Genomic DNA, 12667 nt, shown 5'->3' on the forward strand with positions numbered 1-12667 from the left:
GAATTTCAGCCTGTCGCAGCCAAACTGAGCGCCCTCAAGCCCGATGCCATCGACCTGGGCGCCACCCCGCCAGCCGATGCGGGCCTGGTCTTCAAAGAGCTGGGCGGCCTGGGATGGGATGGCGTCAAAGTGATCCAGGTGGGCACCGGCGCCGAAGGCCTGATCGCCACCGGGGGTGACGCCGTCGAAGGCGCTTACCTGGGTGCCGCGATGACACTGGACGGCCCCAATGGCACGGACCACCAGCGGGCCCTGGATGCCGGGGTGCGCAAGGCTACCGGCGACACGATCAATGCCGTGCAAATCGGCGCGTATGATGGCGTATATGCAATCAAGGCGGCCATCGAAAAAGCACAAAGCCTCGACCCCCGCGAGGTCGCCAAGGTGATGCCCACTGTGCGCTTCCCGTCGTTCTATGGCGAATCGGGCTTCGGCGGCACGGATATCTACGGGTCGCCGCAGCAGATGCTGTTGCCCGTCATCGTCACTCAGCTGCGCGACGGCAAACTGGTGGAACTGACGCGCATCACCCCCAAAGACCTGCGCTAGCCCTCGATACGGCCTGCCCGTGCGCTGCTTCCGGGCGCACGGGCCCGTCGGGCGCAACCCTTCTCTCAAACAGGCATACTCGTGCAGAATTTTTTTCAACTCTCGCTGACGGCGCTGCAGATCGGGGCGGTCTATATCCTGTTTTCTTTGGGCCTCACCCTGATCTTTGGCGTACTGCGCATCGTCAACTTTGCCCACGGCCTGTTTTTCACGCTGGCGGCTTTGCTCACGGCGCTGTCCGTTCCCTGGCTGGCCGCCCAGGGCCTGCCCGTCTGGATTGCCTACACCCTCGCCTGCCTGCTCGCCGTGGTGTTGACTTCTGCCGCAGGGGCCATCATCTACGAAATCGGATTCAAGCGGGTCGAACGGGATCTGATCGGATCCTTCATTCTGTCAGTCGGCCTGATTCTGGTCGGCGAAGGCATCATGCTGCGGATTTTCGGCGGCGGCGTGCATCCGGTGCCGCCGCTGGTCCAGGGCAACCTGGAAATCCTCGGCATCAGTATTGCCGGGCAGCGTCTCGTGCTCTGCGCCGTTGCCCTGTTTCTCACGCTCGTGCTCATGTACGGCCTCGGAACGACCCGCTTCGGCAAGGCGCTCCGTGCAATGTCGATCGACCACGAGGCCGCCATGCTGCAGGGCATCCCCTATCGGCGCATCGGCTTTCTGGGTTTCGTGCTGGCCACGGCGGTCGGCGCGGTGGCCGGAGCGCTGGTGGCCCCCGTCGCCGCAGTTACGCCCACCCTCGGAGACTCCTATCTGATCAAGGGGTTCATTGCCGTCATCATCGGCGGCATGGGCAGCGTGCCAGGTGCCATCGTCGGCAGCCTCTTCATTGCCTTCATCGAAAGTTTCATTGGGTTTTACCTGGATCCATCGGTCGCCAGCCTGTCGATCTTCGTCTTGGTAATGGTCTTTCTACTCGTTTGGCCCAAGGGATTGCTAGGACATGACTAATCGATTTCTGTACCAGGGGCTGGCCACGCTGGCGGTCGTCAGCCTCGCCAGCCTGCTCGTCCCGTCCACCTACGCAGGCAACCTGCTGATCTGGATAGCGATTGCGGCCGTGCTGGCCAGCAGCCTGCGGTTCGTGCTGCTGATCGGCGAGCTGAACTTCGCGATCGCGGCGTTCGTCGGCTTGGGCGCCTACACCAGCGGCGTGATGACCAACCACTGGGACCTGCCGTTCTGGCTGTCGCTGATCTGCAGCGGGCTGGTCGCGCTGGTGGTCAGCGCCGTATTCGGCTTCATCACGCTGCGCATCAAAGGGCCTTATTTTCTGCTGATCGGTTTTGCCTTTGCAGAGGCCTTGCGCATCCTGTATACACGCATCGAATGGGTGGGCGGCAACTCGGGCATGGTGGGGATGTTCCCGCCCGACGCCCTGACCGATCATTTCCCGGCGTTCGTGGTGCTGCTCACCGGCGCCATGATCCTGGTCATGATCCTCATTGAACGATCCGATCTGGGCCGCATCTTCATCGCCATCCGGGACAACGAGGACGTCGTGCGATCCGTGGGTATCCGGGTACACTGGGTGAAGGTGCTGTGCTTCTGCATCGCCTCGGCCATCGCCGGCGTGGCGGGTTCCCTGCAGGCATTCACGAACAACGTCATCAGCCCGCTGGATTTCACCTTTCTGCTGTCCACATTCGTTCTCGCCTACGTGAAAGTCGGCGGCGAACATCACCCGGCCGGCCCGGTGCTGGGTGCCGTGATCATGGTCCTGCTGGCCAGTTTCGCGCAAGGCTTTGGCGGCATTGAACAAGTCTTTTACGGCGCGGCTCTGGTGCTGTGCATCCTGTTCCTGCCATCGGGCCTGATCAGCCTGCCGGGTCTCTGGAAGGCCCGCCGTGCCCGGGCATTGGCCACCAGCCCAAGGGAGGCGAGATGAAAGCCCGACCCGCGACATCGCAAAACCCCCGCTTGGTCGCCCAAGGCCTGTCGAAGCGATACGGCGGCTTGCTGGCCGTCGCCGACATGACGATGGAAATCCGCGAGCGTGAAATCCTGGGGCTGATCGGCCCCAACGGGGCTGGCAAAAGCACCACCTTCAACCTGCTCAGCGGCTTCGTCAAGCCCACATCGGGGCGCTTGTTCATCGATGGCCACGATGCAACGGGGCGGTCGCCAGAATACATCAGCCGCCGGGGCCTGGTACGCACCTTCCAGCATGGCAGCCTGATGCCGACCATGACGGTCCGCGACAACATTCTGGTGGGCGCCATTGGCGGCATGCGGGGCAGCCGCCACCCGCAACGCATGGCGCGTGTGCATGAAATGGCCGAGCTGCTGGGCCTGACGGGCGTGCTTGACGAAGTAGCCGGCGGCTTGTCACACGGCCTGCAGCGCCTGCTGGGGATCGCGATCGCCTTCGCGCCGCAGCCTCGCCTGCTGTGCCTCGACGAGCCCCTGACCGGCCTGAATCAAACTGAAGTGGCCGCCGTGCTGGATATCTTTCGCCACATCCGCAACCAGTTCAACACGTCCATCCTGCTGGTCGAACACAACATGAAGGCCGTCATGCAGGTCTGCGACCGCCTGTACGTACTGCACTACGGCAAACTGCTGGCCACGGGGACACCCGAAGAAGTACGGACCGACCCGCAGGTGCTGTCGGCTTATCTCGGAGGCGCCCATGTCGACTGACGACACCGCGACGCTGCAAATCATCGACCTGCATATTTCGTATGGCACCGTACCCGCCTTGCTGGGCGTCGACATCCAGGTGCCTCACGGGCAGATCGTCACGCTGATCGGGGCCAACGGCGCCGGCAAGTCGACCGTGCTGAAATGCGCGAGCGGCCTGCTCGAAGCTCCACGGGACGCCATCTGTCTCTTCGGCGAACCGGTCGGCGGCCTGCCCCCCGATGCGCTGGTGTCGCGCGGCCTGGTGCTGGTCCCCGAGGGGCGCCGGCTCTTTGGCACGATGACCGTACGCGAAAACTTCGAGATGGGCGCCTACCTTTGCCCAGACAGAACGGTGATCCGCCGCAGCATGGACCGCTGCCTCGGCTTATTCCCGGACCTCGAGGCCAAACTGGACGTACCGGCCCACTCGCTCAGCGGCGGCCAACAGCAAATGGTGGCGGTGGCCAGGGCCCTGATGGCGCAGCCGCGCGTCCTGCTGCTGGACGAGCCGACGATCGGCCTGGCGCCGGCACTGGTGGCCGACATCGCGCGCGTCATCCGTGAGATCAGTCACGACGGCGTCGATGTGCTGCTGGTCGAGCAGAATGCCGAGGTGGCCCTGGACGTCGCCGATATCGGCTATGTCCTGGAAAACGGCGTCGTGGTTGCGCAGGGTCCGGCCAAGGCGCTGGCCAGCGACGACGAGGTGCGCCGTGCCTACATGGGTTTGTGAATGGCCGCCCCGGGGCCACAGCGCAGCAGCGAGTCTTTTCAGTCACATTCTGCGAGGCAATCATGACAACCACGACGCAAACCTGGCATCCCGATCCTGCCCAATGGCGGGACTCCGGGGTGGCTCATCTGATTCAGGCGCTGGGGGTAGCGGATTACGACGCACTGCTGGCCCTGTCCAGCACCGATAGCCCGCGATACTGGGACGTGGTATCACGTGAATGCGCGATCGTCTGGGACACGCCCCCCACCGCCTATGTCGATCTCAGCCGCGGGCGCGAATTTCCACGATGGTTTCCAGGCGGGCGGCTGAACTGGGTCGACACGGTCCTCGCCTGGGCGCGCAAGCCCGGCACGCAGAATCGGCCTGCCATCGTGGCCGAACACGAAGACGGCCAGATCGAGACCCTCACTTTCCACGAGCTGGACCTGCAGGTGCGCACGCTGGCGGGCGCCCTGGCAGCACAAGGCGTACAGCAAGAGGACCGCGTTGGCCTGTTGATGGAAAACGGCATCCAGGCCAGTGTCTCACTGATGGCGGTGGCCGCCCTGGGCGCCATCGCCGTCCCCCTGTTCAGCGGTTTCGGGGTCGAAGCAATCAGCGCGCGTCTGTCGGCGGCACAAGCCACCTGGGCCCTGGTGACGACTGGCTTTCAGCGCCGCGGACGCTGGGTAGACGTGGAGGCGACGTTCCGTGAAGCCTGGGACGGGCTGCCCCTGCTCAAAACCGTCATCTGGAAACAAGGGACCGACACGCCGCATACGGGCACGCGCAGCCGCCTGGCGACCCATCCCGCCCGGCGCGAGCTCAGCTGGCACACCTTGGCCTCGCAGGCGGCCGGCCCCCTGACCCGCCCCGTGGTGCTGGACCCCAACGATCCTTTTCTGCTGATCTACACGTCTGGAACAACGGGCACGCCCAAGGGGGTGGTGCATACCCATGGCGGCTTTCCCCTGAAGATCGCCCACGACGCACTGGTGCATTTCGACGTGCACCCAGGCGATGTGTTCAGCTGGCCCGCCGACATGGGCTGGATTGCCGGCTCGCTGGTGATGTGCAGCGCGCTGCTGCGCGGCGCGACGCTCGTATGCTACGACGGCGCGCCCGACTACCCAGACTGGTCGCGCATGTCGCGGTTGATCGAGCGGCACCGCATCACCCATTATGGATCGGCGCCCACCCTGATCCGGGGCAAGGCGGCGCACCAGAACCAGGCGCTGTCGGGGGACGTCAGCTCGCTGCGCATCTTGATCACGGCAGGCGAAGGGATCGATCCCGAACATTTTTCCTGGTTCCAGCGCACCTTCGGGCGCGGCACGCAGCCCGTCATCAATTACACGGGTGGCACCGAGGTCTCCGGCGCCCTGCTGGCGAGCGTCGTCCTGCGCCCCATCCCCGCGGGCGCTTTCAATACGGTTTCGCCGGGGATCGATGTCGACGTCGTCGACCCGGAGGGGCACCCTGTGACAGACGCGGTGGGCGAACTTGTGGTACGCCAGCCTTTCGTCGGCATGACGGCTTCGTTCTGGCAGGACGACGAACGCTACCTGGCTACGTACTGGCGCACCCTCCCGGGGATCTGGGTGCATGGCGACCTGACCTTGCGCCGCGCCGACGGTCATTTTTTTATGATGGGCCGCTCCGACGACACCCTCAAGATCGCAGGCAAGCGCCTTGGGCCAGCCGAAGTCGAGGCGCTGGTGATGGAATTGCCAGCAGTTGCAGAGGCGGCGGCCATCGGGGTCTCGGATCCCCAGAAAGGCCAGAAACTGGTCGTCTTCGTGGTGGGCACACCGGATCTGGCCATGGATGACGCCCGCCTTGCCGAACAGATCACGCAGCACCTGGGCAGGCACCTGGGCCGTGCATTCCGGCCCGCGGCGGTACATCGGGTCATGCAGCTGCCCAAGACCCGGAGCTCCAAGATCATGCGGCGCGTCATCCGCAGCGCCTACAGCGGCCTGCCGCCGGGCGATCTCTCCTCGCTCGACAATCCGGCCTGCGTGGATGCCATTCGGCAGATCGCCGTTCATGAGGGGCCCGTCAATTGACCAACGACAAAGTACTGGCGGGTGTGAAAGTACTCGATTTTGGCCGCTTCATCGCCGGGCCCTTCTGCGCTGCGCTGCTCGCCGACTTCGGCGCCGACGTGATCCGCATCGACCGCCTCGGCGGCAGCGAAGACCGCTTCATCATGCCCGTGACCAGCGACGGCGAAGGGGCCCTCTTCTTGCAAGTCAATCGCAACAAGCGTTCCATCACACTGGATCTGGAATCCAATGACGGCCGCGAGATCCTGCACCGGCTGCTGCAGGGTGCCGACGTGGTCGTCGCCAACATGCCGCCGCGCACCATGGCGCGCCTGGGCCTGGACTACGCCAGCCTTTGCCGGATCAAGCCCGACATCATCTTGACCGCGTCCAGTGCCTTCGGTACGCATGAAGCCGTCCGCGACCGCGTCGGGTTCGATGGTGTGGGCCAATCCATCAGCGGCGCCGTCCGCATGGCGGGCACGCCCGAGCACCCGGCCAAAGCCATGGTACCCGTGGTGGATTTCGCGACGGCGTTGTCCTGCGCGCTGGGTACGGTCATGGCGCTCTATGAACGGCGCTCGAGCGGACGCGGGCAGGAAGTCACCAGTTCGCTGCTGCATACGGCCCTGAATCTGTCCAGCGGCCTGTTGATCGAGGAAGCCCTGCTGCGCCTGAACCGCACGGCCAGCTGCAACCGCAGCCCGAACTACGGCCCTTCCGATATCTACCGGACCCGCGATGGCTGGATCATCGTGCAGGTCGTGGGCGATGGGTTGTTCCACCGCTGGGTGCGGCTGACCGGCCAGCAGGCGCTGCTGGACGACCCGCGTTTCCAGGGGGATGCCGCCCGGGGTGAACACGGTGACGTCCTGAGCCAAATCATGCAGGACTGGTGTGCCAGCCGCACGCAAGCCGACGCCCTCGAAGCGCTCGAGCAGGCCCGTATTCCAGCCGGCCCCGTGCACTCTCCGCGCCAGACCCTGGACGACCCCATCGTGCGCGAATCAGGCGCCTTCCAACAGATGCCTTACCCGGGCGCCCCGGAAGGCGTGCCTATCGTCGTGCCGCCGCTGTCGATGTCGCGAACGCCCCCCACGATCAGCCAACGCCCGCCCCAAGCCGGCGAGCACACCGACGCGATCCTGCTGGAGGCCGGCTATACGGCGGCGGACGTGGCCCGCCTGCGCGCCAGAAAAGTCATATGAGCAAAAATGGATGCCAGACCCAGCCAGCGGATGCCAGGCCCGGCCGCCTCCGGCACCCGGGGTCATTCAATTGACCGCGCAGCCAGATGGCCTTCCTGGATCGCCGGCTGCATATCACGCGGCGACAAGGCATCCCCCACCAGATGAAGCTGATTCACGCGCCCTCGCAGGGCCGCCCAAAGTGCATTGTTGGGTTGGCGAAAACACACCGGCACCACGGTATCCGCGGCAATCGTCTGTGTGACCTGCCCGAACAATGGGCGGATCACGGCCTCGCCGCGCCGGATCGCCACCAAAGCCCCCTGGGTGATCATCTGGAAAGGCTGGCGGGCGGCATGGAACCGCCGCAGTGCCGCCTGGGCCCGTCCGGTGGTCTCCATGGCCGGCGCGAACATCAGGTGGCGCGTCAGGTAGGTGACCTGTACCCCCCGGTCGATCAGCAGTTCGCAGCAGGCGATGGCCTCGTAGTGCCCGACATCATCGAACACCAGGGCCGTTTGGCCAAAATCCCCGGTCTTGTCATTCATCAGCCCGAGGAAATCGACGACTCGCGCATCGGGCGCGATGGCTACCCGGCCCGCCGGATCCGCCGTCTGGGTCATGTCGCGGGGATCGGGTGCGAGCGCCCCGGTGGCGACGATGACGGCATCGGGGGACAGCGCCAGCACGTCGTCGGCCTCTGCGTAGCAGGAAAGCCGCACGTCCACCCCCAGCCGATAGACTTCGTTTTCCTGCCACACGGCCATATCCCCCAGCGCGTGCAGCCTGGGCGCATGACGCGTCCGGCTGACCAGGCCGCCCAGATGCGGTGCCGCCTCCAGAAGAATGACCTCGTGGCCGCCCAGGCGCGCGATGCGGGCTGCTTCGAGGCCTGCCACGCCTGCGCCCACCACGACGACGCGGCGCGGCGTCACCGCCGGGCGGATCAAATCCTCGGACAGGGTGGCTTCGTAGCCCACGGCCGGGTTCACGGTGCACCCCATGCGGCCCTTGCTGAACAGGCCACCAATACAGCCCTGATTGCAGGCAATGCAAGGCTTGACCTCGGTGGCGCGGCCCGCCAGCGTCTTGGTGATCAGTTGCGGGTCGGCGATCATGGCGCGCACCATGTTCACCAGATCCGCATGGCCTTCCTTGAGCGCCTGTTCGGCATCATCCAGCGTGCCGTAGCGCCCCACGATGATGCGCGGCACCGTCAGGCCGCGGCCGATCTCGTCGCTGTAGGGCAACTGATAGCCCACCGGTTCGTCCATGGCCGCATAGCGTTCGACGTGGAAGTAATAATCGCCATGGGTGATGTTGACGAAGTCGACCAAGCCTTCCTGTTCAAGCCGCCGGGCAATGGCGTTGGTCTCTTTGGCCGAGAGAATGCGGGGATCCGAGCTATCGCCAATCCGCACGCCCAAGACGAACTCGGGCCCGGTCGCATGGCGGATCGCGCGCAGAACGTCCAGCAGCAGGCGAATGCGATTCTCGAATTCGCCACCGTACTGGTCCGTGCGCGGATTCAGGACGGGAGAGAAAAATTGCGAGAACAGATACCCGTTTCCAGCCAGAATTTCCACACCCTGCATGCCGGCCGCCTGAACCCGCAGCGCGCCCTGGGCATATGCATCGACCAGTTCCGCCGCCTGGTCCGTGGTCATGGCAACCGGCGGTGCGACTGCATAGCGTGCAGGCAAGGTGGAGACCGCCCAGGGCAGGCCGCCGCTGGCCGACGGATCGGTATGCCCCCCATGCCACAGCTGCTGGAACAGCTTCATGCCGGTGGGTTCGATGGCTTTGACCAGACGCGCCATGTGCCGGATGGATTCGTCATCGCGCACGCTCAGCGCGAACGTCGACGAAGGATGGACCGATGCGCCCTCGATGATCGACAGGCCGACCTGCGCCCGGGCCCGTGCGAGATGGTAGGCGATGATGTCATCGGTGATGTAACCACGCGAGAACAGCGTGGCGTGCGCCGTCCTGACGATACGGTTGCGGACCGTGACGGATCCGATCTGAATCGGAGAAAGAACATGCGCGTACATTTTGCCCCCATCCCATGCGACCGCCGATGCCAACATGCTGGGGCGCGGTGTCTGACGGGTCAAGGTCGTGCTTGATTCATTCCGTACAATGGAAATCTACATCAGCTGGTTATATTCGTAGGGTATTGGATCATCGCGATATAATCCCCACGTTAGCATTTCCATCGTACGGAACATTGAACCCAACCCTTTTCAAAGATTCCATGCAGACTGGTTCCCCGTCCCCGCCTTCACGCGCCATCGTTACGCCTTTCGCACGGGCCCTGGCCTTGTTGGCGGCCTTTTCCCCGGGCGAAAAATGGCTCGGCAATCGTGATTTCACGTCACGCACCCACCTGCCCCCTTCGACGGTCACGCGTATCGCGCAGACCCTGGTCGTCCTGGGCTACCTCGCACGCAATGACGATACCCGCAAATACCGGCTCACGGCCAGCGCACTGGCGCTGGGCTACGGCGCGACCGTCAACTCTGAAATTCAGCGTACGGCCCAGACGTATATGCGCGCATTTGCACAGCGGCAGAAAGTACATGTGAACCTCAGCTCGCGCGACCGACTCGACATGATCGTGCTGGAAACCTGCCGCGCACTCGAATCCACACTGGCGTTCAATCTGCACGTGGGCGCGCGCCTCAGCATCGCGTCCTCTCCGGCCGGCTGGGCCTTGCTGGCCGCCCTGCCCGAACTCGAGCGCTATTACCTGCTGGAAAACGTCGAGCGCCGCATGCCACGGGAATGGCCCCGGCTGCGCCGCCGGGCGCTCGAGGCCATCGCTCAGGTGCGTTGGACGGGTTTCTGCACGTCGCTGGGCGAATGGGACAGCGAAATCGGCACCGTCGCGGCCCCGTTGCTCGTCGAGGAACACGCCCCGCAAGTGATCACCTGCATCGGCGCCAACCACCAGATGACCAAGGCCCGCGTCGAGCGCGAAGTCGGCCCGCAGCTGCTGGCCATGATCGCGGCCATCCATGACCGGGTCGCCCCATGAACTCGGCACCCCCCCTTGACGCCCCCTGCAAGCTGGATCGCTCTGTCGTACTGACCGTACAACGCGGCATGCAGGTCCTGCGGGCCTTCCGCTCAGAACGCGCACCGCTGTCGAATGCCGAATTGGTCCGGCGCACTGGCCTGGCCAAATCCACGGTATCCCGCCTCACCACCACACTGCTTGCCCAGGGCTTCATCCGCCATGTGCCGGGCGGGCGCCAGTTCGAACTCTGCCCGGCGCCTGCGGCCATCGGACATGCCTATCTCTCGGGCAGCCGTCTGCTGCGCACGGCGGGGCCTTTCTTGCAGGCGCTGGCCGATCGCCTGGACGTGTCAGTGGCGCTCAGCGTGCGCGATGACCTTGAGATGCTGTATGTGGGCTACCGTGCCAGCCATAACGTGGGGACTCTGCGCCTGGGTGTCGGGTCCGTGCTGCCGCTGGGCTCCACCTCGATCGGCCGGGCCTATTTGTGGGGCCTGCCACAGGCCCAGCGGGACGTCCTGCTGGATACCCTGCGCGAGCGCGCCGGGCCCGCCGGCGAAACCCTGATGCGCGATATCGCCGGCAGTTTCGCTGAACTGGCTCGCACCGGCATTTGCTCAGTACTGTCTGGCTATCAGCGTGATACGTACGGGATCGCGCTGCCTGTTACGGTGGGCCGCAAACGCATCGTGATGAGCATGAGCTGCGGACGCGCGCGCATCCAACCCGACCTGCACGCCGAGAGCCGCCTGATCGCGCCCGTTCTGCGCGAATCGGCGCAGCAGTTCGAGGCGCTGCTGGCCGATTTCGACGAAGATCTCTAAACCAGGCCGGCCAAAACCCGGCCTGCCTTGCCTGAGAGTCAGGTGCGCCCGGCCCGCGAATCAGCCTGCCCGTGTCCGGGCCTTCCAACCCAGTGGAGGCTGTCTCGCCACCTGCTCGGCCAGCAGATCACGCTGTGCCGGGTGGGCAATGCCAATCATCTTGTCGATGCGCTGGGACAGCGTCAACCCGCGGAGATCCGCGGCGCCATACTCTGTGACAAATACCCCCGCGCAATTGCGCGGCACGGTAACCGGGCCCGACAATGCGACCACGATCCGGCTATGCGCCCCGGCCATCGCGGGCAGCGCGACGATGGGGACGCCCCCCCTGCTTGCCAGCGCGCCGCGCACGAAATCCTGTACGCCGCCCAACGCACCCAGATAGCGCCCGCGCGCGACCTCGGAGTTCACCTGGCCGGTGACATCGACCTCGATCGCCGAGTTGACGGCCGTGAACCGGTTCAGGCCGGCGAGCACCTGATGATCATGCGTGTAGGTGGTCGAGCGCAGTTCCAGGCTCGGATTCTTGTGCGCAAAACGGCGCAGGCGCGGGCCACCAAGCAGGATGCCAGCAATGGTAAGGCCGACATCCACACCTTTCAGCCGATTGGTCAGCGCACCGGACTCGACCAGCCCGAGCAGGCCCTCGCCCAGGCTGCCGGAATGCATGCCCAGGTCCCGATGGTTTTCCAAAGCCGCCAGGACAGCGTCGGGTATCGCCCCGATCCCGGTCTGCAGGGTGGCGCCGTCTTCTACCAAAGCCGCCACGTGATGACCGATCATTTCGGCCTCGGGGCCAGGCGGCGCGGCATCCCTGCCCTGCCAGGGGGCATCGCTGGCGACCAGGACGTCGATGTCGGAAGCCGACAAGTACGGCCCGCCGAACGTCCAGGGGACCGCCGGATCGACCTCGGCCAACACGGTGCGCGCACTCTGCAGGGCCGGGACCAGGTACTCGCGGGCCATCCCCAGGCTATGGCGTCCGTGGGCATCCGCCGGGGCCACCCGCAACAGTACGACATCCGCCGCCAGGGTGCCTCCGTTCAACAAATGGGGCAATGTCGAGTAATCCTGCGCAATGACGTCGAGCACACCCGCCTCGGACAACGCCCGATTCGAGCCCGTACCGCAATACGCCAGAAAATCGATTGCATCGGCATATTCGGGCTTCAGGATATCTTCGAGGCCTTCGTTGATGCCCAGAAACAAGCGAGTGCGCTGCAGCGCGTGGCGCTGCGCCATCAAGGCACGCAACAAACTGTGCGGCGCCGCGTCAGCCTGCCCACAGACGACCAGATCCCCTGGACGGACATGCCGTGCCCAATCGATCGCTGCCGCACCGATGAAGCGGCCGTTCGATGGCGTCTCTACAAAATCAAGGACCAGGATTTCCCCCAAACCGACCGTTGCATGCCCTATGACCCCCATTCACCGATCGTCTTGTGCCCGCCCGAGGTTGAGCGCCGGTCTTGCCAAGCTGCCCGGTCGGTAGAACGCTGAACAATAGTTCATTATTTTTTAGCCGATGATTATACGATCAAACATGATCTAGAGACACTGGTATTTACCAGTATTCACAGCCGCGCCATACAATTGAAAAATAAGTTGTCTGACTTCTTTTGGCAATTTGTATGACTTTTTAGACCCATGCTCAAGCGTAGACCTCGTCAAACACTACACCCGCCGTTCCG

General features: G+C 64.6%; 11 protein-coding genes. 9 read left to right on the forward strand and 2 right to left on the reverse strand.

The window, feature by feature from the left end; translation table 11 throughout:
- The 7 genes from WCZ84_RS05550 to WCZ84_RS05580 all read left to right on the forward strand — a co-directional run.
- Positions 1-549: ABC transporter substrate-binding protein (locus tag WCZ84_RS05550; protein ID WP_372685267.1), on the forward strand; the 549-nt coding region annotated here is incomplete at its 5' end.
- 81 nt (positions 550-630) lie between these two features.
- Positions 631-1506 (forward strand): branched-chain amino acid ABC transporter permease, encoded by an 876-nt coding sequence (locus tag WCZ84_RS05555; RefSeq protein ID WP_372685268.1) that lies wholly within the window; start codon positions 631-633, stop codon positions 1504-1506.
- Positions 1499-2443, forward strand: a complete 945-nt coding sequence (locus tag WCZ84_RS05560) for a branched-chain amino acid ABC transporter permease (RefSeq protein WP_372685269.1) — start codon at positions 1499-1501, stop codon at positions 2441-2443. The genes WCZ84_RS05555 and WCZ84_RS05560 overlap by 8 nt, the downstream gene beginning before the upstream one ends.
- Positions 2440-3198 (forward strand): ABC transporter ATP-binding protein, encoded by a 759-nt coding sequence (locus WCZ84_RS05565; protein ID WP_372685270.1) that lies wholly within the window; start codon positions 2440-2442, stop codon positions 3196-3198. Before WCZ84_RS05560 ends, WCZ84_RS05565 begins: the two co-directional genes overlap by 4 nt.
- The gene (locus WCZ84_RS05570) at positions 3188-3913 is read left to right on the forward strand and encodes an ABC transporter ATP-binding protein (RefSeq protein WP_372685271.1); all 726 of its coding nucleotides are present in this window, start codon (positions 3188-3190) and stop codon (positions 3911-3913) included. Before WCZ84_RS05565 ends, WCZ84_RS05570 begins: the two co-directional genes overlap by 11 nt.
- 62 nt (positions 3914-3975) lie before the next feature.
- Complete coding sequence (locus WCZ84_RS05575; RefSeq protein ID WP_372685272.1) at positions 3976-5964, forward strand: AMP-binding protein; 1989 nt, start codon at positions 3976-3978, stop codon at positions 5962-5964.
- Positions 5961-7151: a CaiB/BaiF CoA transferase family protein gene (locus WCZ84_RS05580; RefSeq protein ID WP_372685273.1), complete on the forward strand. Its 1191-nt coding sequence runs from the start codon at positions 5961-5963 to the stop codon at positions 7149-7151. The genes WCZ84_RS05575 and WCZ84_RS05580 overlap by 4 nt, the downstream gene beginning before the upstream one ends.
- A gap of 62 nt (positions 7152-7213) precedes the next feature.
- Here WCZ84_RS05580 and WCZ84_RS05585 read toward each other — a convergent pair whose 3' ends face one another.
- Positions 7214-9184: an FAD-dependent oxidoreductase gene (locus WCZ84_RS05585; protein WP_372685274.1), complete on the reverse strand. Its 1971-nt coding sequence runs from the start codon at positions 9182-9184 to the stop codon at positions 7214-7216.
- Positions 9185-9387: 203 nt separating this feature from the next.
- On the opposite strand from WCZ84_RS05585, the gene WCZ84_RS05590 reads away from it, so the two are divergent.
- Complete coding sequence (locus tag WCZ84_RS05590) at positions 9388-10170, forward strand: IclR family transcriptional regulator (protein WP_372685275.1); 783 nt, start codon at positions 9388-9390, stop codon at positions 10168-10170.
- Positions 10167-10976 carry an IclR family transcriptional regulator gene (locus tag WCZ84_RS05595; RefSeq protein ID WP_372685276.1) on the forward strand — a complete coding sequence of 270 codons (810 nt, stop codon included), beginning with the start codon at positions 10167-10169 and terminating at the stop codon, positions 10974-10976. Before WCZ84_RS05590 ends, WCZ84_RS05595 begins: the two co-directional genes overlap by 4 nt.
- A 60-nt stretch (positions 10977-11036) precedes the next feature.
- On the opposite strand, the gene WCZ84_RS05600 is transcribed toward WCZ84_RS05595, so the two are convergent.
- Complete coding sequence (locus tag WCZ84_RS05600; protein WP_372685277.1) at positions 11037-12404, reverse strand: acetyl-CoA hydrolase/transferase family protein; 1368 nt, start codon at positions 12402-12404, stop codon at positions 11037-11039.
- Positions 12405-12667: the final 263 nt, after the last annotated feature.

It is taken from the genome of Castellaniella sp. (genome assembly GCF_041675725.1).
Lineage (GTDB): Bacteria > Pseudomonadota > Gammaproteobacteria > Burkholderiales > Burkholderiaceae_B > Castellaniella.